We start from the raw sequence: 20,541 nt of genomic DNA, 5'->3' as shown, positions 1-20,541 counted from the left end.
GGGCGCTTACTCTTCCTCGTTGCCGCCCTCTTCGTACGAACCAAAAGGCTTCGCCGGCAGCACGATGTAGATCCCCTCGAAAACCGCACCCTGTTTATCATCGCCAAAAAGCTCCACCTGCATTTGCACGCGGGCTTTACGCCCACGCGCCAGGCGGTCGAGGTCGCCGCTCAGCGATCCCAGGTCGGCGATGGCGCTGGGGCGGCCGCTAATGGGCTGACTGTATCGAATATGCGCATCCGCCAAAATGATGGTGCCCCCCAGATGCCGCTCGCGCAGCATCAGCCAGATAAGTCCCCATCCGGTCAGGGTCGCTAACGAAAACAGGCTACCGGCAAACAGCGTATGGTGCGGATTCTGGTTCCCCGCTTCCGGCATGGTGGTTATAAATTTCTGCCCGGTGTACTGCTGAATGCGTACGCCCATTTTTTCACTCAGCGGGATATGCTGATACCACGCCTGCTGGAGCTGCGCGCACCAGTCGCCACGGTGCAAAATATCGTCCAGCGACGCGATCGGTTTAATCATCAGAAAATGACGGATCGGCGTGGTGGTCGGGGTAGTGATCTCCCCTTGATTGACAAAGCCAAGCTTGGCGAAAAACTCCACCGCATCTTCGCGAGCGCTACAGGTGACCCGCTTCACCCCTTCCTGACGCGCTACCGACTCCAGGGTCATCGCCATCAGCGTCCCCAGCCCTTTATCCTGTACGGAGGGATGAACGGCCATAAAGCGAATGGAGGCTTCATTTTCCGCATTGATATACAGTCGGCCGACGGCAACCAGATTACCCTCTTCATCCACGACCATCTGATGATGCGCCATCGCATCCCAGGCGTCGCGTTCCGATCCTTTAGGCTGATGCAGCGGCTTACGCAGCATCTCCCAGCGGAACTGGTAGTAGCTCTCTAACTCTTCTGCTGTTTGCGGTACACGAAGGTGATACATAGTCGTACTCTCTTTTGTTACCCGCAGCCTGCCCGGAAGCTGGGTCATACCTGCAACCAAAAGGTCACGGGACCATCATTGACCAAAGAAACCTGCATATCCGCAGCGAATCTTCCGGTCTGGGTGTTCATTTCCTGCTGGCGACAGCGGGCGACGAAATACTCATACAGCGCCTCGGCGCGGTCAGGGGCAGCGCCTTTCGAGAAACTCGGTCGCATCCCCCGCTCGGTATCCGCCGCCAGCGTAAATTGCGAAACCACCAGCACGCTGCCGCCCGCCTGCTGGACATTCAGGTTCATTTTCCCGTCCGCATCGCTGAAGATGCGGTAGCCCAGCACCCGTTCACAAAGGCGATTCGCCTTTTGTTCATCATCGTCTTTCTCGACGCCCAGCAGCACCAGAAGCCCCGGACCAATTTCGCCCGTCACTTCATCCTCCACGGTAACGCTTGCACGGGATACGCGTTGAATTAATGCAATCATGGTTGTTCTGTTTCTTCTGTTTTAAGTTTGCGGTATTCACCGAGAGTGACAGTAATTTCAGCGCCAAGCAAGACGATACACCAGGTCCAGTACACCCAGACGAACAAAATCGGCACCACCGAAATCACGCCATAAATTAACTGATAGGACGGAAAGGTGGTGATATAGAGGGCAAACGCTTTTTTACCTGCCTCGAACAGCAGCGCCGCCACCAGCGCCCCGATCACTGCATCGCGGTTACGCACCTGGGTGGTCGGTACAATACTGTAGAGCAGCCAGAATGCCGCCCAGGAAAGGATCAGCGGGAAAAGGCGGAGCAGATTATCAATCACGCCGTCCAGATCGCTCGCCCAGCGCAGCGACAGCAGATACGAACTGATCGCCAGGCTGGCGCCTGCCAGCAACGGGCCAAGAGTCAGGATCATCCAGTAAACGGCAAAGGAGTAAACTTTGGGACGGCTGCGCGTGCTGCGCCAGATGGTGTTTAGCGCGCTGTCGATCGAGTACATCAGCAGCAGCGAGGTGACGATCAGGCCAAACGCGCCTACGGCGGTCATACGGCTGGAGTTAGCCACGAACTGTTCGATATACCCCTGAATCACATCCCCGGTCGCCGGAATAAAATTGGCGAAGATAAAATGGCGAATCTGCACGCTGACTTCGGAAAACATGGGAAAGGCCGCAAACAGCGCGAACACGACGGCTATCAGCGGCACCAGGGAAAGTAATGACACATAGGCGAGGTTCCCCGCCAGAGTCGTCATATGGTCTTCATCAATGCGCCGCCACAGCAGCTTAAGCCAAGCCAGCAGCGGCCGGGTATGGTGGTGTAATTTTTGCTGAACGGTTTTTAGCATAGCTGATTCGCGAAATAGTCAGGGATGGTCTTCTTCCCGGTCACCAGAATACTGGTGATCCCTAACCGGTTGGCCCCTGCTATATTATCGACGTTATCATCAAAAAAGACCGTATCTGCGGCGGAAAATCCCTCTTCTTCCAGTACTCGCAGATAAATTTCCGCTTCAGGCTTACGCAATCCCATCTCCTGTGACAGATAAATGCGATCGGCGGCAGCGCGCACTTCCGGGTATTCATCGGGCCAGAATGTGGTGTGAAGACGATTGGTATTGGAGAGCACCACCACCCGATGCCCCTGGGCACGAAGTTTATGCATGATGGTAATTACCTCCGGGCGCAGCGCGACAAATACCGCCTGCCAGCCGTGAGCAAACTGCTCATAGCTGAGGGACATATTCATTTCATGACACATGGCGGCGGCAAAGTCTTCATCGCTAATCTCGCCACGCTCATGCTGGTGGAAAGCCTCTCCCATGGTGAAATGCTGCTTCAGCGTCGCCAGCGGGATACGGGTTAAATCACTCCAGGCTCCCAATACCCGGTTGAAGTCAATGTCGACAATCACATTACCTAAATCAAAGATATAGAGCATTTTTGTCTCCTTCCGCGCCGTGGAAAATTAACTTTAGCGGGAAAGGCAGGATTTGACTATTGGCGTATGATGCAGGAATGAAAAAAAGAAACCCCGCCGGAGAGGCGGGGTTTAGCGAACAACAAGAAGAAAAATTACTCTTCTTTTGCACCGCGCATTGCGCGTTTACGGTCGTTCTCAGTCAGGTGACGTTTACGGATACGGATAGACGTAGGGGTCACTTCTACCAGTTCGTCGTCATCGATGAACTCCAGAGCCTGCTCCAGGGTCATCTTAATCGGCGGAACCAGAACCGTTGCTTCGTCAGTACCGGACGCACGCATGTTGGTCAGTTTCTTACCGGTCAGGCAGTTTACCGTCAGGTCGTTAGAACGACTGTGAATACCGATGATCTGGCCTTCGTAAACTTCAGCGCCGTGGCCGAGGAACAGCTTACCGCGATCCTGCAGACCGAACAGGGCGAACGCAACCGCTTTACCCTGACCGTTAGAGATCAGTACGCCGTTGTTACGCTGACCCACTTCGCCCGGACGAACGTCGTCGTAGTGGCTGAAGGTGGAGTACAGCAGACCGGTACCAGAAGTCATGGTCATGAACTCTGAACGGAAGCCGATCAGACCACGGCTTGGGATCACGTAGTCGAGACGTACGCGGCCTTTACCGTCTGGATTCATGTTTTTCAGGTCGCCTTTACGCTCGCCCAGCGCCTGCATGACAGAACCCTGGTGCTGCTCTTCGACGTCCAGCGTCACGTTTTCGAACGGCTCTTGTTTACGGCCATCGATTTCGCGGAAGATAACTTTCGGACGGGAAACCGCCATCTCGAAACCTTCACGACGCATGTTTTCAATCAGAACGGACAGGTGCAGTTCACCACGGCCGGAAACGCGGAACGCATCAGCGTCTTCGGTTTCTTCAACGCGCAGCGCCACGTTGTGCACCAGCTCTTTGTTCAGACGGTCCAGGATCTGGCGAGAGGTAACGAACTTACCTTCTTTACCGCAGAACGGCGAGGTGTTGACGTTGAAGAACATGGTTACGGTCGGCTCATCAACGGACAGTGCCGGCAGCGCTTCGACATTCTGCGGATCGCAGATGGTGTCGGAGATGTTCAGCTCGCCCAGACCGGTGATCGCGATGATGTCGCCAGCTTCGGCTACGTCACTCTCGATACGCTCCAGACCCAGGTGAGTCAGCACTTTACCGACTTTACCGTTACGGGTTTTGCCTTCGCTATCGATGATAGTGACCTGCTGGTTCGGCTTCACTTTACCGCGTTTGATGCGGCCGATACCGATGACGCCAACGTAGTTGTTGTAGTCCAGCTGGGAGATCTGCATCTGCAGCGGACCGTCAAGGTCAACGTCCGGCGCCGGCACGCGATCAACAATCGCCTGGTACAGCGGGGTCATGTCGTCAGCCATGTCTTCGTGGTCCAGGCCCGCGATACCGTTCAGCGCGGACGCGTAAACGATCGGGAAGTCCAGCTGTTCGTCGGTCGCATCAAGGTTAACGAACAGGTCGAAGACCTGATCGACAACCCAGTCCGGACGGGCGCCCGGGCGGTCAACTTTGTTGATGACCACGATCGGCTTCAGGCCGTGGGCAAAAGCTTTTTTGGTCACGAAGCGCGTTTGCGGCATCGGGCCATCAAAGGCATCGACCACCAGCAGCACAGAGTCAACCATGGACATAACACGCTCAACCTCACCTCCGAAGTCGGCGTGCCCTGGGGTATCAACGATGTTGATACGGTAATCATTCCATTTGATTGCGGTGTTTTTCGCGAGGATGGTAATCCCACGCTCTTTCTCCAAATCGTTGGAGTCCATCACACGTTCTTGTGCTTCAGTACGTGCGTCGAACGTACCGGATTGCTGTAGCAGCTTGTCAACCAGGGTAGTTTTACCATGGTCAACGTGCGCGATGATGGCGATATTACGCAGATTTTCGATCACAACTTTGCCTCAGGCATTAGAAATAGCGCGTTATTGTACACGTATTAAGCGAAGGACTGAACAGGATCACAAACATCCTCCGCAAACAAGTATTGCAGAGTTTCTTTGTGACCGCTTTCACGGAGCGATAAAAGGGCACCGTAACAAAAATTGCACCAAAATGGTGCTCAATGTTCACACTGAGGCACTATTTTGGTGCATTATCTCCATCATGGTGCAGTCCTTTTGCACTATGGTGCGCATGATACAGCGTTTTATAGGGCATTTAAAAGTTGGCACAGATTTCGCTTTATATTTTTTAAGGCAACAACGCCACTTTTAAGCAGTATGAAGTTTTCGTTACCACGACGACAATGACCAATCCGGGAGAGTTTAAGTATGTCCGCTGAACACGTTTTGACGATGCTGAACGAGCACGAAGTGAAGTTTGTCGATCTGCGCTTCACCGATACCAAAGGTAAAGAACAGCACGTCACGATTCCGTCTCATCAGGTAAATGCCGAATTCTTCGAAGAAGGCAAAATGTTTGATGGCTCCTCGATCGGTGGCTGGAAAGGTATCAACGAATCTGACATGGTCCTGATGCCGGACGCTTCCACCGCGGTCATTGACCCGTTCTACGAAGAACCGACCCTGATCATCCGCTGCGATATCCTCGAGCCAGGCACCCTGCAGGGCTATGACCGTGACCCGCGCTCCATCGCGAAACGCGCTGAAGAGTACCTGCGCGCCACCGGCATCGCTGACACCGTCCTGTTCGGGCCAGAACCAGAATTCTTCCTGTTCGACGACATCCGTTTTGGCGCCTCTATCTCCGGCTCCCATGTCGCGATCGATGACATCGAAGGTGCGTGGAACTCCTCCACCAAATACGAAGGCGGTAACAAAGGTCACCGTCCGGGCGTGAAAGGGGGTTACTTCCCGGTTCCGCCAGTAGACTCTTCTCAGGATATCCGTTCCACCATGTGTATGATCATGGAAGAGATGGGCCTGGTTGTTGAAGCTCACCACCACGAAGTGGCTACCGCAGGTCAGAACGAAGTGGCAACCCGCTTCAACACCATGACCAAAAAAGCGGACGAAATTCAGATTTACAAATACGTTGTTCACAACGTCGCTCACCGCTTCGGTAAAACCGCGACCTTTATGCCGAAACCAATGTTCGGCGATAACGGCTCCGGCATGCACTGCCATATGTCTCTGGCGAAAAACGGGACTAACCTGTTCTCCGGCGACAAATACGCAGGTCTGTCTGAGCAGGCGCTGTTCTACATCGGCGGCGTAATCAAACACGCTAAAGCTATCAACGCCCTGGCGAACCCGACCACCAACTCCTACAAGCGTCTGGTCCCGGGTTACGAAGCGCCGGTTATGCTGGCTTACTCTGCGCGTAACCGCTCTGCCTCCATCCGTATTCCGGTGGTGACCTCTCCGAAAGCGCGTCGTATCGAAGTGCGCTTCCCGGACCCGGCTGCCAACCCGTACCTGTGCTTTGCGGCGCTGCTGATGGCTGGCCTTGATGGTATCAAGAACAAAATCCATCCGGGCGAAGCAATGGACAAAAACCTGTATGACCTGCCGCCGGAAGAAGCGAAAGAGATCCCGCAGGTTGCTGGTTCTCTGGAAGAAGCCCTGCAGGCCCTGGATGCTGACCGCGAGTTCCTGACGGCTGGCGGCGTGTTCACCAATGACGCTATCGATGCTTACATCGCCCTGCGTCTGGAAGAGAACGACCGCGTACGCATGACTCCGCATCCGGTTGAGTTCGAACTGTACTACAGCGTCTAATTTTGCTGTAAATCCAGGGTATGTCGTGTTGTGGCGCGGGATGCCCGGGATATTTTGTTGCCGTGGAAACTTTCAGCCCATCTCAGGATGGGCTTTTTTCTCCACCAACACGCTGATCTCGCGAGCTTTTTACCGATAAAAAGCTATACTGCACTAAATTGGTGCACTCTTTTTCAGGAGACTGTCGAATGGCAACAGGCACACTGCCCGATGCTGGGCAGATCCTCAACTCTCTTATCAACAGTATCTTACTGGTCGATGATGACCTGGCGGTGCACTTTGCCAACCCTGCGGCGCAGCAGCTGCTGGCGCAAAGTTCACGCAAGCTGTTTGGCACCCCGTTACCTGAGCTGTTGAGCTATTTTTCGTTGAATATCGGGCTGATGCAGGAGAGCCTGCAGGCGGGCCAGGGGTTTACCGATAACGAAGTGACGCTGGTTATTGATGGCCGCTCGCACATCCTGTCGCTGACCGCCCAGCGGCTGCCGGAAGGCTTTATTCTGCTGGAAATGGCGCCGATGGATAACCAGCGCCGCCTGAGCCAGGAGCAGCTGCAGCACGCGCAGCAGGTCGCCGCCCGCGATCTGGTCCGCGGCCTGGCACATGAGATAAAAAATCCGTTAGGCGGCCTGCGCGGCGCGGCACAGCTGCTCAGCAAAGCCCTGCCCGACCCGGCGCTAACGGAATATACCAAAGTGATCATCGAGCAGGCTGACCGGCTGAGAAATCTGGTCGATCGCCTGCTTGGGCCACAGCATCCGGGCATGCACGTTACTGAAAGTATCCATAAAGTCGCCGAGCGGGTAGTGAAACTGGTCTCCATGGAGTTACCGGACAACGTGAAGTTAATCCGTGATTACGACCCCAGCCTACCAGAGCTGCCCCACGACCCGGATCAAATTGAACAGGTGTTGCTGAACATCGTCCGTAATGCGCTGCAGGCGCTGGGGCCGGAAGGGGGCGAAATTGTTCTCCGCACCCGCACCGCTTTCCAGCTGACGCTGCACGGGGTGCGTTATCGCCTCGCCGCACGTATTGACGTTGAAGATAATGGCCCGGGTATTCCGCCCCATCTCCAGGATACGCTGTTTTATCCGATGGTCAGCGGCCGCGAAGGTGGTACCGGCCTGGGCTTATCTATCGCCCGCAGCCTTATCGATCAGCACTCCGGCAAAATTGAATTCACCAGCTGGCCGGGTCATACCGAATTTTCGGTATACCTGCCTATTCGGAAGTAGAGGTGTTTATGCAACGAGGGATAGCCTGGATCGTTGATGACGATAGCTCCATCCGCTGGGTGCTTGAACGCGCGCTCACCGGAGCCGGCTTGAGCTGCACAACGTTCGAAAGCGGCAATGAGGTGCTAGATGCCCTCACCACCAAAACCCCGGATGTACTGCTGTCAGATATCCGTATGCCGGGAATGGATGGTCTGGCGCTGCTCAAACAGATTAAGCAGCGTCATCCAATGCTTCCGGTCATCATAATGACCGCACATTCCGATCTGGACGCCGCGGTCAGCGCTTATCAGCAAGGCGCGTTTGATTATCTGCCCAAACCTTTTGATATTGATGAAGCCGTCGCCCTGGTCGACCGGGCGATAAGCCACTACCAGGAGCAGCAACAGCCGCGAAATGCGCCAATAAGCAGCCCAACTGCCGACATCATCGGCGAAGCGCCGGCAATGCAGGATGTCTTTCGCATTATTGGCCGTTTGTCGCGATCATCCATCAGCGTGCTGATTAATGGCGAATCCGGTACCGGTAAAGAGCTCGTCGCTCACGCCCTGCATCGTCATAGTCCACGTTCAAAAGCGCCGTTTATCGCACTGAATATGGCGGCAATACCCAAAGACCTGATTGAGTCCGAGCTGTTCGGGCATGAAAAAGGGGCCTTTACCGGCGCCAATACCGTCCGCCAGGGACGCTTCGAACAGGCTGACGGCGGCACGCTATTCCTGGATGAAATTGGCGATATGCCGCTTGATGTCCAGACTCGTCTGCTGCGCGTGCTGGCGGATGGCCAGTTTTATCGCGTGGGCGGTTACGCGCCGGTGAAGGTCGATGTGCGGATCATCGCCGCCACCCACCAGAACCTGGAACAGCGCGTGCAGGAGGGGAAATTCCGTGAAGATTTGTTCCACCGCCTGAACGTGATCCGGGTACATTTACCGCCGCTGCGCGAGCGCCGGGAAGATATTCCACGCCTGGCCCGCCATTTTCTGCAGATAGCCGCCCGCGAGCTCGGTGTTGAAGCCAAACAGCTGCATCCGGAAACGGAGACAGCACTGACACGCCTGGCGTGGCCTGGCAACGTCCGTCAGCTGGAAAACACCTGTCGCTGGCTCACCGTCATGGCCGCCGGCCAGGAGGTACTGACGCAGGATCTGCCGAGCGAACTGTTTGAGACCACGGTTCCGGACAGCCCGACGCAGATGCAGCCCGACAGCTGGGCGACGCTGCTGGGTCAGTGGGCCGATCGGGCGTTGCGATCCGGTCATCAAAACCTGCTCTCAGAAGCGCAACCCGAAATGGAGCGCACGCTGCTGACGACCGCCCTGCGCCATACCCAGGGGCACAAGCAGGAGGCTGCGCGTCTGCTGGGATGGGGTCGTAATACCCTGACGCGTAAGCTAAAAGAGCTGGGAATGGAGTAGTGATTAACGGCATGATGAAAATTAGCCGTTCAGCGCAAAGTGCTGCTATTTTGTACTTTACTGTTCCGATGAGTTGAGTATGATCGTGCCCGGCATTAGGGGAGAGCATCATGTTTGAATCACTGGTGAGTATGATATCGAGCGGCGCCGCAGCCAGTCACACGCCACAAACGGCAGTCGCTGCCGTGCTGTGCGCTGCGCTGGTCGGGCTGTTCAGCTAATGGTTCCCCTCTCCTGCGGCCGCGGGAGAGGGGAAAACATTAAATGACCCGGGAGAACTGTTGCATCCGAGCTTTTTGCCGTAGATAGGCATCAAAGCACATGCAGATATTGCGGATCAGCAGTCGGCCTTTCGCCGTCACCTGAATGGCCTTATCATCCACAGCCACCAGCCCGTCATGCGCCAGCGGCGCCAGCAGCTTCAGGTCTTCGGCAAAATAAGACTGAAAATCCACATCCCACTGCGCCTCTACAGCCTCAATATCCAGACGGAAATTACAGATCAACGCCTTAATCACGTCGCGACGTAAACAGTCATCGCGGGTTAACGCGATCCCGCGCCATAGAGCGTCCCCTTGCTCTGCCACCTGCTGGTAGTACAGCTTCAGCTCTTTTTGGTTCTGGGCGTAGCTGTCGCCAATCATGCTGATCGCGGACACGCCCATCCCCAGCAGATCGGTATCCCCCTGGGTGGTGTAACCCTGGAAATTGCGGTGCAGTATGCCATGACGTTGCGCGACCGCTAATTCATCGTCTGGGCGAGCAAAGTGGTCCATGCCGATAAACTGATAGCCTGCCGCCGTCAGCGAACCGATGGTCTCCTGGAGGATCTCCAGCTTCTGTTCAGCGGAGGGGAGATCGGCATCTTTAATTTTGCGCTGTGCGGCAAAGAGCGTGGGCAGATGCGCATAGTTAAACACGCTCAGGCGGTCAGGATTGAGCTCGGCGACCTTTTGCAGGGTAAAGGCGAAGCTCTCCGGCGTTTGCTTCGGCAGGCCGTAGATGAGGTCGATATTGGTCGAGGTAAAACCAATCTCCCGCGCATGGTGGAGCAAATCAAAGATGAACGCTTCGTCCTGCTCACGGTTAACCAGGCGCTGAACCTCTTTATTGAAGTCCTGCACGCCCATACTCAGGCGGTTGAACCCCTCGGTGCGTAAATGATCGAGGACATCCAGCTCGATCTCACGTGGATCGACCTCAATGGAGATCTCGGCTTCCGCGCTGAAATGGAAGTGGCTGCGCAACAGATCCATCAGGCGACTGATTTGCGCCTTATTGAGATAGGTTGGCGTACCGCCACCCCAGTGCAGTTGCTTAACCTGGCGACTGGCAAACAGCGGCGCGCGGTGGATGATCTCCTGTTCAAGGACATCGAGATATTGATCGGCCTTATGCTGCTGGCGGGTGACTATCTTATTGCAGCCGCAGAAATAACACAGCTTATGGCAAAACGGGATGTGCACGTACAGCGACAGGGGACGCTGTGGGTAACGGGCCACAGCGGCATCGAATTCCGCCGCGCCAAATTGCGGTGAAAACTCCAGCGCGGTGGGATACGAGGTATAGCGCGGCCCGGAATAGTTATATTTCTGGATCAGGGCCAGATCCCAGTCGATTATCTGCTCAGACATGCTCACTCCTTCCGATGGTGCCGCCGACGGGTACGCCGTCCCGGCCCCACCGCACCGCGGGTCATGAGCCGGTTGCGCAGCCATTTCTGACGCCGCGACAACCGTCGTAGTTTAACGAATAACCACAGCAGATAACATATAACCAGAAGGGTTATAAGCAATACCGGGAATCCGATGGGATGCAAATGTTAGTTTCCGCCCTTCAGCAGACGCATCATATCTTCCTGACGCTCTTCCTCTTCTTCATCTTCGTCATCGTAAGAGAGGCCGAGCTGCTGCATCAGCTCATCAATGCGATCCAGTTTGGCGTCCACCCAGCTCTGCTCTTCAGCATTCAGGGTGCCGCCCTCTTCCAGACGTTCCAGCAGCGCGTCCAGGCGCTCATCATTCTCCAGCAACTCCAGCTCAGCCTGCGGTGAAAGCATAGGTTTCTCGCTCTTTGGTTTATGCTGCTTGGGGGCTGGGGTGCTGCTTTCGCTCACGCCCAGCGGGATCGGTTTTTTACTGCCGACGCGCGGGTCTTGCGTCTGGCTCTGTTTTTTGCCCGCTGAAGCCGCATCGCCGCCGTTCGCGCGACTGCCTGCCGCGTGACCACGATGTTTCTTCTGCCGTTTGCGATCGCGAGCTTCCTGATTTAACTCTTCACGCGACTTGCGGCCGGATTTGCCACGGGTGGCGGATGTCGGTTTTTTCATGGTGTGTAATCTTCAGACAGTATTATTCAGTATAGAATTGAGGCGGAATCTAGCAGAAAGCAAGCAAAGAAAAAAGGCGACAGATTACTCTGTCGCCTTTTTCCTCACTGACCACCCTTAACGGGCTTCTTCTTTCCCTGTTCGCTAACGACTTACCCTGTCTTTCCCTTAGCGTCCAACGGTCCCTGTTTCTTCCTTTTCCCTTTGAAACGTCTCCAAGACGCGCGTCATCCTGACTATCCTGTGGTCTTCGCCTCCTGGCGCTTCCTGACCCCTCGTCCTGAGTCTTAATCCTTTCAGCATCCCCGCCGTTGTGTATTACTTTACCCTGTTGACAAAAATCGACAACCAGCCAGGCCGTTAAAAAAACATTTTCAGATTTCTCTATTTTTATAACTTGTTTTTTTTCAGTTAATTACATCTGTATCGTCTTATTTTTCTCAGGTATGTCCTATACGAAGAATAGTCAATGTCTCACAAACCATATGGTTTTTACTTACAGGAACGGCGTGCGGTAAAAACAGCCTTTTTCTGCTGTTCAGGTATAATCCCTGCCATAGCCTGTTTTAACGGAGACGACCGTCTTGACCAACTGGAATTATCAACTGACGCACTTTGTCACTAGCGCGCCAGATATCCGCCATCTTCCTGCCGATACCGGCATTGAAGTGGCGTTCGCCGGCCGCTCCAACGCGGGAAAATCCAGCGCGCTAAATACGCTGACCAACCAGAAGAGCCTGGCGCGTACCTCCAAGACTCCTGGACGTACGCAGCTGATTAACCTGTTCGAAGTCGCCGAGGGCAAACGCCTGGTTGACCTGCCCGGCTATGGTTATGCGCAAGTACCTGAAGAGATGAAGATCAAGTGGCAGCGCGCGCTGGGAGAGTACCTGGAAAAACGTCTGTGCCTGAAGGGCCTGGTGGTGCTAATGGATATTCGCCACCCGCTTAAAGATCTCGATCAGCAAATGATCGAGTGGGCGGTAGAAAGTGATATTCAGGTGCTGGTGCTGTTGACCAAAGCCGATAAGCTCGCCAGCGGCGCGCGTAAAGCGCAAGTGAATATGGTGCGTGAAGCGGTACTGGCCTTCAATGGCGATATTCAGGTTGAACCTTTCTCTTCGCTGAAAAAATCTGGCGTGGATAAGCTGCGACAGAAGCTGGATAGCTGGTTTAACGAAATCCCGCCGCAAGAAGCCGTTGAAGACGCCGAGTAACCCCCGCTTTTTCCGGATAACGGCGCGTAGCGCCCTATCCGGACGTTCATATTACGCGCTTTTAACTGCATCAAACTTTTCTTTCGCGCAATAAAAAACGCCCCGGTCATAAATGACCGGGGCGGCTAAAATATTCAGCCAAATCCGATTACGTGAAGTAAAAGGTCTGAAAGATAGAACATCTTACCTCTGTACCCTACGCGATTAACTCTACTCTTCTTTCGCTCACGGATAAAGCATTTTTTGTAGTTTTTTTTCACTATTTACATAGCAAATTCAAATGATCCTCACAAAACGCTATAAGTTATGTTGCTTACTTACAGAAAATCACTTTGCGCTTTGTATACTTAGTGCGCTTGATCCCAGTTTTCGCCACTACCGACTTCCACCAGCAGCGGCACCGCCAGCGTAGTGCTGTTCTCCATCAGTTCATGGATTTTTTTCGACACGGCATCGAGCTCATCTTTATGCACTTCAAAGACCAGTTCATCGTGAACCTGCATGATCATCCGCACGCGAGGTTGCTCCTTCCGCAGCCATTCATCAACAGCAATCATCGCCCGCTTGATAATGTCTGCCGCTGTCCCCTGCATCGGGGCGTTGATCGCCGCACGTTCCGCGCCGGCGCGACGGGCACCATTGCTGGATTTAATATCCGGCAGATAGAGTCGACGGCCATCCAGCGTTTCAACATACCCTTGCTCTTTCGCCTGAGCACGGGTGCGCTCCATATACTCCAGGACGCCCGGGTAACGCTCGAAATAAAGATCCATATACTTCTGTGCTTCTTTACGCGGGATGTTCAGCTGGCGGGCCAGGCCGAAGGCGCTCATGCCGTAGATCAGACCGAAGTTGATGGCTTTCGCACTGCGGCGCTGTTCGCTGCTGACGCTGTCCAGTGGTAAGCCAAACACTTCAGCCGCCGTCGCCCGGTGAATATCTTTCCCTTCAGAGAAGGCGGTTAGCAGGCCTTTATCCCGCGACAGGTGCGCCATAATACGCAGTTCGATTTGCGAGTAGTCCGCTGAGACAATGACGTAATCTTCCGGCGCGATAAACGCCTGGCGAATGCGCCGTCCTTCTTCGTTACGCACTGGAATATTTTGCAGGTTTGGATCGGTAGACGACAAACGGCCTGTGGCAGTAACCGCCTGATGATAGGAGGTATGCACGCGCCCCGTTTTAGGATTAATCATCAGCGGCAGTTTATCGGTATAGGTCGACTTCAGTTTCGCCAGCCCGCGATACTCCAGAATCACTTTTGGCAACGGATAATCCAGCGCCAGCTCCTCCAGGACCTCTTCAGACGTGGATGGCGCACCGCCCGGCGTTTTCTTCAGCGGCTTGATACCCTGTTTCTCAAACAGGATCGTTTGCAGCTGTTTAGTGGAGGAGAGATTAAACGCTTCCCCGGCAATCTCATGTGCGCGCTGCTCCAGCTCAACCAGACGCTGGGCGATCTCCTGGGAATGCGCATGCAGCACGGCAGGGTCGATTTTCACGCCATTGCGCTCAACCCGAGACAGCACCGGCACCAGCGGCATTTCGATATGCTTAAAGATATTCAGCGGACCTTCATGCTGCTGCAGCTTCGGCCACATCTTCAGATGCAGCTGGAGCGTGACGTCGGCATCTTCCGCCGCGTAGCGGCCAGCCTCCTCCAGTGCAATCTGGTTAAAGGTGAGCTGGTTCTTACCTTTACCAGCGATCTCTTCAAAGGTAATGGTTTTATGCTTCAGCCAGCGGTCGGAAAGACTGTCCATATCGTGGCGGCCCGCCACGCTGTCGAGAATGTAGGATTCCAGCATGGTATCGAATGCAATCCCGCGCAGCTCAATGTCATAGTTGGCCAAAATACCGCGATCGTATTTGAGATTTTGCCCGACCTTGAGCAGCTTCTCATCCTCCAGCAGCGGTTTAAGCAACGCCAGTACGCGCTCGCGGGGGATCTGATCCGGTGCATCAAGATAATCATGCGCCACAGGGACATAGGCGGCCACGCCAGGCTCAACCGCGAATGAAAGACCGACCATATTGGCAGAGATATTATCCAGGCTGTCGGTTTCCGTATCAAAGGCAAAGAGCGGCGCTTGCTTCAGCTTATCGATCCAGGTGACCAGCGTGGCCTCATCAAGGATAGTGACGTAGTGCTCTGCTGAAAGGGCGGAGGCCGGTTCATCCTCTGCTTCTGCCTGTGCCGCTGCCGCAGGCTCTGCAGGTTTAGCGGCCGGTTTGCCGCCCTTCGCTTGCAGCCATTTCCCGGCCTCGACGTCGGTTGTCCAGCGCTTAAACTCATACTGCCTGAACAGCGCCAGCAGATCGTCAGCCGCCGGTGGCTGCACCTCCAGCTCTTCGCATGTGAGCTCCAGCTCGACGTCGGTTTTAATGGTCGCCAGCTGATAAGAGAGATAAGCCACGTCCTTGTTCTGCTCCAGCTTCGCCGCCATCGTTTTCGCGCCGCGGAAGCTCAGTGCAGCAATTTTCTCCGGTTCCGCATACAGCGTATCAAGGCCGCCAAGGCCTTGCAGCAGCGCCTGGGCGGTCTTCTCGCCCACGCCCGGCACGCCAGGAATGTTATCCGAAGAGTCGCCCATCAGTGCCAGGAAATCGATAATCAGCTCCGGCGGGACGCCATACTTGGAGACCACCTCATCCGGTCCAAGGATGGTGTTAGTCATGGTATTGATTAGGGTGATCCCCGGCGTCACCAGCTGAGCCATGTCTTTATCACCGGTGCTGATCAGCACCGGACGACCCGCCCTTTCCGCTTCCCGCGCCAGGGTGCCAATCACATCGTCGGCTTCAACACCCGGAACTGCCATTAGCGGCAGCCCCATCGCTTTCACCATCTTATGCAACGGCTCAATCTGCGCGCGCAGATCGTCCGGCATCGGCGGGCGGTGGGACTTGTAATGTTCGAACAATTCATCACGGAAGGTTTTCCCTTTCGCATCAAAGACCACGACGGCGTGAGTCGGTTGATACTGCAGGATCAAACTGCGCAGCATATTCAGTACGCCGTACATAGCCCCGGTCGGCTCCCCTGCGCTGTTAGTCAGCGGCGGAAACGCATGATACGCTCGATAAAGATAGGATGAGCCGTCAACGAGGATGAGAGGGTTTTCTGGGATCTGAACCATAATTTCCGTGCCTGTTTATCAGATTATGGGTAAAGGATGCCACAGACGGGCATGAAATCCTGAATTTTTCCCGCATTTCGCGGAAAAGATTCAACGATCGTCGCGATCGCATAAGAACTTTGCTTGTGGATAACTTTGTGTATAGTTTTACAGCGTCAGCTTTACCGCCCCTGAAAATAAATGAACAAATACTATTACTCTTTATATATCAGTTAATTAAAAACAGATCGACGATCCTGGCATCAATTTGATGACCCAATGTTCCATGTGGATAGAAGATCCTTGTTTTTTTCTGTTCTCGTAAGACCCGTCATTTGCCGCGTTTTCTGGTAAAATCAGCCCCTTGCGCAGCTTAAAGGCGCTCTTTGTCAGCCTAACCTTCTGAATAAACTAACTATGTCGAGATTACTCGCTGCGATAACACTTCCGCTGAGTATCGCCTTAACCATCTTAGTCACCATTATCTGCTCTGTACCGATCATCGTCGCCGGGCTGATTAAACTGCTGGTCCCCATTCCAGCGGTATGGCGCTCTATATCTGTTTTTTGCAATTTTATGATGTATTGCTGGTGCGAAGGGCTGGCGCTGCTGTTGCATCTCAATCCCTGGCTTAAATGGGACGTCGAGGGTCTGGAAGGCTTAAATAAAAAGAACTGGTATCTGCTGATCAGTAACCACCATAGCTGGGCAGATATCGTGGTGCTGTGCGTGCTGTTCCGCAAGCATATTCCGATGAATAAGTACTTCCTTAAACAACAGCTGGCGTGGGTACCCTTCATCGGCCTCGCCTGCTGGGCGTTGGATATGCCCTTTATGCGCCGCTATTCACGCAGTTACCTTATTAGACACCCGGAACGCCGCGGTAAAGATGTCGAAACCACCCGCCGTTCATGTGAAAAATTTCGCGCGCATCCGACGACTATCGTCAATTTTGTGGAAGGCTCGCGTTTTACCGAAGCCAAAAAGCACGAGACGCGCTCGCCTTACGATAACCTGCTACCGCCTAAAGCGGCAGGTATCGCCATGGCGTTAAACGTGCTCGGTTCGCAGTTCGATAAACTACTGAATGTCACGCTGTGCTACCCGGAGAATAATACAAAGCCGTTTTACGATATGTTAAGCGGCCGCCTGACGCGCATTGTAGTACGTATCAATCTGGTTCCTATTGGTGAAGAGCTGCACGGCGATTACGTTAACGATAAGAACTTTAAGCGCGGCTTCCAGCGCTGGCTCAATGGGCTATGGGAAGAGAAAGACCGTCAGTTGACTGACATCATGCGGGACAAAGAAAGGTAGTCACTGCCAGAATAGCTAAGGTAACGCCGGTCAGTGACCGGCGTTTTTTTTATTTCTTCTCTACCAGTTGCTTCACGGTATCCGCATACTGAGCGACGAAGACATCCATATTGCTGGTGTCCATCCCCTGCGGGTTCAGCTGGTATTTACCATTAACATACATAGCCGGTACCCCCTGCAGCTGCAGATCGGCTGCCGCTTTCTCTTGCTGAGCGACCAGAGATTTCACCACGAAGCTATTCCATGCGGCATCGTAGTCTTCCCCTTTCACGCCAGCGTCGACAAACACTTTACGAATGTCAGCCACGCTCTGCACGGTCTGGGTTTTCTGCACGGCTTCGAACATCGGCGCAGTAATTTTATCTTCAACACCCAGCGCGATGGCCACCGCCCACGCCTGCGTCAGATCCTTGCCCAGAGGGCCCAGGAACTCAACGTGGTATTTGGTCATTTTGGTGCCTTCCGGCAGTTTCTGACGCACATTGTCAGAAACATGCAGCACTTCTTCAAACTGGTAGCAGTGCGGGCAGTAGAATGAGAAGAACTCGAGCACCTGCGGCTCGCCAGCAATCGGCTTATCAAGGGTAATGTACTGCTTGCCATCGGTGATCTGGGCAGCGGATGCACTAAAAGCCAGAATCATACCAGCCAGCGCCAGCCAAACTTTTTTCATGATTTACTCTCTCCTGGATATATCACATTAATACATTGGCGTTAACTGAAGCGGGGGTTCCTGTAGAACCTTCACCTGCTCAAGAAAAGTCGACGTCTGCCCCCGCCAGTAATCCTCCCCGGTTAACCAGGGGAAATTGACCGGGAAAGCGGGATCGTCCCAGCGTCTGAGCAACCACGCCAGATAATAAACCAGTCGCATAGCGCGTAAAGGTTCAATTAGCGCGATTTCATCGCTGTTAAAGGGGCTGAATTCCTCATAGGCCTCGACAATGGTCTCCAGCTGCATACGCTGTTCAGCCTTATCACCGTTGAGCAGCATCCACAGATCCTGAATCGCCGGGCCGGTTCGCGCATCGTCTAAGTCGACAAACAGTGGCCCGTCGCGCCAGAGGATATTACCCGCATGGCAGTCACCGTGCAGGCGTAACGTGTTCCCGCGGCCGTGCCATTGCTCCATGACGGCAGCAATGAGTTTATCGGTCGCCTTCAGGAAATCGGCCTTCAGGCCAGAGGGGATCAGCGTCGCCTGTTCAAACACCTGGCGCGGTTCCAGCAGGTACTCCTGGACGCCAATTTCCAGGCGGGCAGTAAAGCGCTGTTTGCGGCCCGTCTGGTGCAGGCGCCCCAGATAGCGGCCAACCCATTCCATCTGATCAAGGTTATCCGCTTCGAACTGACGACCGCCAAGGCTTGGGAAAACGGCAAAGTAGAATCCCTGATGCTGATGAAGCGTGCTGTCGTTAAAGAAGAGCGGCGCAGCAACGGGCACTTCATCTTCTACAAGCTGAAGTGCAAACTGGTGTTCTTCAAGGATCTGTTCTGCGGACCAGCGCTCAGGACGATAGAACTTTACCACATAGCGATGGCGCTCTTCGTCCTGGAACTGATAAACGCGGTTCTCATAGCTGTTTAGCGGGGTGAGACCGGAGTCCACCCGCATACCCAGATCGAATAACCCATCGATAATGGTATCCGGGCGAAGCGTCTGAAAAGTAAAAGCCTTATCGTGCATCCTGACATCCGATAATCGTACGAATAGTTCAGGATATCATCTCATTGCACTTTACGCGGCAGCGCTTACAACCTTTTACTCTTTTATTACCCCGCGGGCGCGCAGCAGCGCGGTTTTAAAGTCCTCTTCATAATCCTTCTGAATACCAGGAATGACGGCATCTTTAGAAGAGTCACGCATCTTCAGGTGATAGATCAGAATATCGTCGGAAAGATCGCTCAGTTCGCCATCATAGCCAGCCTCTTTCGCCAGTTTCTGCAAAAATTGCATCAGATTCAGTTCAGGCTCTTTCTGCCAGGCAGGCTGGAGGAGTTCAATTACTTCATTCAGACGTTTACATTTCATGGTCATGCTCCTTACTCTTGATAGGGACAAGTTAACAGGGTCAATCCCACAATGAAAGAGGCGATATTCAGATGCAAAGCGAGGCGATAACCGGCGTCGTGCTGGCAGGCGGCAAAGCCACGCGAATGGGCGGCATTGATAAAGGATTACAGGCGCTAAATGGTCGCCCTCTCTGGCGTCACGTCGCGGAGACATTAGCCCCGCAGGTAGATGAGTTAGTCATTAGCGCCAATCGTCATCTTGAACAGTGGCGTGCCAGCGGATATCCGGTCTTTCGAGACATACAGGAGGGTTATCAGGGGCCGCTGGCCGGAATGCTTGCTGTGATGCAGCAGGTCGCGAGCCCATGGTTTGTTTTTTGCCCCTGCGACACGCCGTTCATTCCGTCCTTTTTAGTGGAGCGCTTTATCCAGCAGAGAGGGGCCGCACCGGTCGTTTGGGCCCATGACGGCGAACGGGATCATCCCGCCGTTGCATTAGTTCATCGTCAAATCATTCCGGAACTGGAGGCTTATCTGGCTCATGGAGAGCGCAGGGTGATGGTCTTTATGCGACAAGTGGGTGGGCGCCCGGTGAATTTCAGCGATATGAAATCAGCGTTCATCAATGTAAATACGCTTGAAGATTTGCAGCAGATGCAGGAGCCATCATGACCCCATTACTGGCGATTGCCGCATGGAGCGGTACCGGAAAAACAACATTATTAAAGCGTCTTATCCCTGAGCTTTGCGTCAGAGGTCTGCGTCCCGGGCTGATAAAACATACCCATCATGATATGGACGTCGATAAACCCGGCAAAGATAGCTATGAATTACGTAAGGCGGGCGCTGCGCAGACCATTGTCGCCAGCGAACAGCGCTGGGCGTTGATGACGGAGACGCCAGAGACGCCGGAATTAGATCTCACGTGGCTTGTCAGTCGAATGGATGCCAGCAAACTGGACCTGGTTTTAGTGGAGGGGTTCAAACATGAACCCGTGCCGAAGATCCTACTTTTTCGACAAAACAGCGGCCATCGTGTAGAAGAGCTGATAATTGATGAACATACCATCGCCGTGGCCAGCGATATGCCCATCGCGACCTCGCTTCCGCAGTTGGATTTAAATGATATTCAACAGATCGCGAGATTTATTGCGAATTGGTTAGAGAGGCATTAGCAGTTTATCGGTAGGGATTGCTTCTTAACACAGACGTTAATGAATGGCATCGGCAGACAGGGGCCTCCCCGGAGGCGGTGCTGCGCACC

19 protein-coding genes are annotated in these 20,541 nt (G+C 54.0%); 8 read left to right on the top strand and 11 right to left on the bottom strand.

The window, feature by feature from the left end:
- Window positions 1–6 precede the first annotated feature (6 nt).
- The 5 genes from fabY to typA form a co-directional block, all read right to left on the bottom strand.
- Window positions 7–948: a fatty acid biosynthesis protein FabY gene (gene fabY / locus HMPREF3096_RS02055; RefSeq protein WP_012543287.1), complete on the bottom strand. Its 942-nt coding sequence runs from the start codon at window positions 946–948 to the stop codon at window positions 7–9.
- Window positions 949–992: 44 nt separating this feature from the next.
- On the bottom strand, window positions 993–1,430 hold the full coding sequence (gene dtd / locus HMPREF3096_RS02050; RefSeq protein WP_008807906.1) for a D-aminoacyl-tRNA deacylase: 438 nt from the start codon (window positions 1,428–1,430) through the stop codon (window positions 993–995).
- Complete coding sequence (locus HMPREF3096_RS02045; RefSeq protein ID WP_008807907.1) at window positions 1,427–2,287, bottom strand: virulence factor BrkB family protein; 861 nt, start codon at window positions 2,285–2,287, stop codon at window positions 1,427–1,429. The genes dtd and HMPREF3096_RS02045 overlap by 4 nt, the downstream gene beginning before the upstream one ends.
- Window positions 2,281–2,880, bottom strand: a complete 600-nt coding sequence (gene yihX / locus HMPREF3096_RS02040; protein WP_008807908.1) for a glucose-1-phosphatase — start codon at window positions 2,878–2,880, stop codon at window positions 2,281–2,283. Before yihX ends, HMPREF3096_RS02045 begins: the two co-directional genes overlap by 7 nt.
- 134 nt (window positions 2,881–3,014) lie before the next feature.
- Window positions 3,015–4,838, bottom strand: coding sequence for a ribosome-dependent GTPase TypA (gene typA, locus HMPREF3096_RS02035; RefSeq protein WP_008807909.1), 1,824 nt, complete (start codon window positions 4,836–4,838; stop codon window positions 3,015–3,017).
- 378 nt (window positions 4,839–5,216) lie between these two features.
- Here typA and glnA point away from each other — a divergent pair, with 378 nt between their 5' ends.
- From glnA to HMPREF3096_RS30265, 4 genes are all read left to right on the top strand, one after another.
- Window positions 5,217–6,626 (top strand): glutamate--ammonia ligase, encoded by a 1,410-nt coding sequence (gene glnA / locus HMPREF3096_RS02030; protein ID WP_004203622.1) that lies wholly within the window; start codon window positions 5,217–5,219, stop codon window positions 6,624–6,626.
- Window positions 6,627–6,814: 188 nt separating this feature from the next.
- A complete protein-coding gene (gene glnL, locus HMPREF3096_RS02025) occupies window positions 6,815–7,864 on the top strand; it encodes a nitrogen regulation protein NR(II) (protein ID WP_008807910.1) in 1,050 nt (349 codons plus the stop codon).
- Between the two features lie 8 nt (window positions 7,865–7,872).
- The gene (glnG, locus tag HMPREF3096_RS02020) at window positions 7,873–9,282 is read left to right on the top strand and encodes a nitrogen regulation protein NR(I) (protein ID WP_008807911.1); all 1,410 of its coding nucleotides are present in this window, start codon (window positions 7,873–7,875) and stop codon (window positions 9,280–9,282) included.
- Between the two features lie 110 nt (window positions 9,283–9,392).
- On the top strand, window positions 9,393–9,503 hold the full coding sequence (locus HMPREF3096_RS30265; RefSeq protein ID WP_004152951.1) for a YshB family small membrane protein: 111 nt from the start codon (window positions 9,393–9,395) through the stop codon (window positions 9,501–9,503).
- A gap of 39 nt (window positions 9,504–9,542) precedes the next feature.
- On the opposite strand, the gene hemN is transcribed toward HMPREF3096_RS30265, so the two are convergent.
- Both hemN and yihI read right to left on the bottom strand, forming a co-directional pair.
- A complete protein-coding gene (gene hemN, locus HMPREF3096_RS02015) occupies window positions 9,543–10,916 on the bottom strand; it encodes an oxygen-independent coproporphyrinogen III oxidase (protein WP_008807912.1) in 1,374 nt (457 codons plus the stop codon).
- Between the two features lie 188 nt (window positions 10,917–11,104).
- Complete coding sequence (gene yihI, locus HMPREF3096_RS02010) at window positions 11,105–11,611, bottom strand: Der GTPase-activating protein YihI (RefSeq protein WP_008807913.1); 507 nt, start codon at window positions 11,609–11,611, stop codon at window positions 11,105–11,107.
- Between the two features lie 584 nt (window positions 11,612–12,195).
- Here yihI and yihA point away from each other — a divergent pair.
- Window positions 12,196–12,828, top strand: coding sequence for a ribosome biogenesis GTP-binding protein YihA/YsxC (gene yihA / locus HMPREF3096_RS02005; protein ID WP_008807914.1), 633 nt, complete (start codon window positions 12,196–12,198; stop codon window positions 12,826–12,828).
- Window positions 12,829–13,175: 347 nt separating this feature from the next.
- Here the strand turns inward: yihA and polA are convergent, their stop codons facing one another.
- Window positions 13,176–15,968, bottom strand: a complete 2,793-nt coding sequence (polA, locus tag HMPREF3096_RS02000) for a DNA polymerase I (RefSeq protein WP_008807915.1) — start codon at window positions 15,966–15,968, stop codon at window positions 13,176–13,178.
- Window positions 15,969–16,364: 396 nt separating this feature from the next.
- On the opposite strand from polA, the gene HMPREF3096_RS01995 reads away from it, so the two are divergent.
- Window positions 16,365–17,264: an acyltransferase gene (locus HMPREF3096_RS01995; protein ID WP_008807916.1), complete on the top strand. Its 900-nt coding sequence runs from the start codon at window positions 16,365–16,367 to the stop codon at window positions 17,262–17,264.
- Window positions 17,265–17,313: 49 nt separating this feature from the next.
- Here the strand turns inward: HMPREF3096_RS01995 and dsbA are convergent, their stop codons facing one another.
- From dsbA to HMPREF3096_RS01980, 3 genes are all read right to left on the bottom strand, one after another.
- On the bottom strand, window positions 17,314–17,937 hold the full coding sequence (gene dsbA, locus HMPREF3096_RS01990) for a thiol:disulfide interchange protein DsbA (protein WP_008807917.1): 624 nt from the start codon (window positions 17,935–17,937) through the stop codon (window positions 17,314–17,316).
- Window positions 17,938–17,964: 27 nt separating this feature from the next.
- Entirely contained in the window at window positions 17,965–18,951 is a 987-nt protein-coding gene (locus HMPREF3096_RS01985) for a serine/threonine protein kinase (RefSeq protein ID WP_032731535.1), read from the bottom strand.
- A 75-nt stretch (window positions 18,952–19,026) separates the two neighbouring features.
- Entirely contained in the window at window positions 19,027–19,296 is a 270-nt protein-coding gene (locus HMPREF3096_RS01980) for a YihD family protein (RefSeq protein WP_002882612.1), read from the bottom strand.
- A 71-nt stretch (window positions 19,297–19,367) separates the two neighbouring features.
- Between HMPREF3096_RS01980 and mobA the strand changes: the two genes are divergently transcribed.
- Window positions 19,368–19,949 carry a molybdenum cofactor guanylyltransferase MobA gene (mobA, locus tag HMPREF3096_RS01975; RefSeq protein WP_032731534.1) on the top strand — a complete coding sequence of 194 codons (582 nt, stop codon included), beginning with the start codon at window positions 19,368–19,370 and terminating at the stop codon, window positions 19,947–19,949.
- On the top strand, window positions 19,946–20,452 hold the full coding sequence (mobB, locus tag HMPREF3096_RS01970) for a molybdopterin-guanine dinucleotide biosynthesis protein MobB (RefSeq protein WP_032731533.1): 507 nt from the start codon (window positions 19,946–19,948) through the stop codon (window positions 20,450–20,452). The genes mobA and mobB overlap by 4 nt, the downstream gene beginning before the upstream one ends.
- The last annotated feature ends 89 nt before the right edge of the window (window positions 20,453–20,541 follow it).

The organism is Klebsiella sp. HMSC25G12, assembly GCF_001807705.1.
GTDB classification, from domain to species: domain Bacteria; phylum Pseudomonadota; class Gammaproteobacteria; order Enterobacterales; family Enterobacteriaceae; genus Klebsiella; species Klebsiella variicola.
This window is presented reverse-complemented; position numbering and strand designations above follow the sequence as displayed.